A 249-nucleotide genomic window follows, 5' to 3' on the forward strand; every position below is an offset into this window, starting at 1 on the left:
TTGCAAACCTATATTCCTCGGTTTTCCAGGAGCTCCGCAATTTTCTTTTAAATGGATCACTTTTATGTTTTTAAAACGCTCTGCATAACCATCTAAAATTGCTGGGGTACCATCAGTTGAACAATCATTAACTAATATAACTTCTATATTCTCAAAACCCATTGTTTGACCAATAATAGATTCCAGGCATTCCTCTACATAAGCTTCGACGTTGTAAACAGGTAAAACCACAGTTAATAATGGATGTTC

General features: G+C 34.9%; 1 protein-coding gene. It reads right to left on the reverse strand.

The annotated features are described in order from the left end of the window. A partial coding sequence (locus AC0IXA_RS27885; protein WP_471814976.1) for a glycosyltransferase family 2 protein occupies positions 1–249 on the reverse strand: 249 nt, incomplete at both ends.

The sequence above is a fragment of the Pseudomonas sp. AC083 genome (assembly GCF_979253165.1).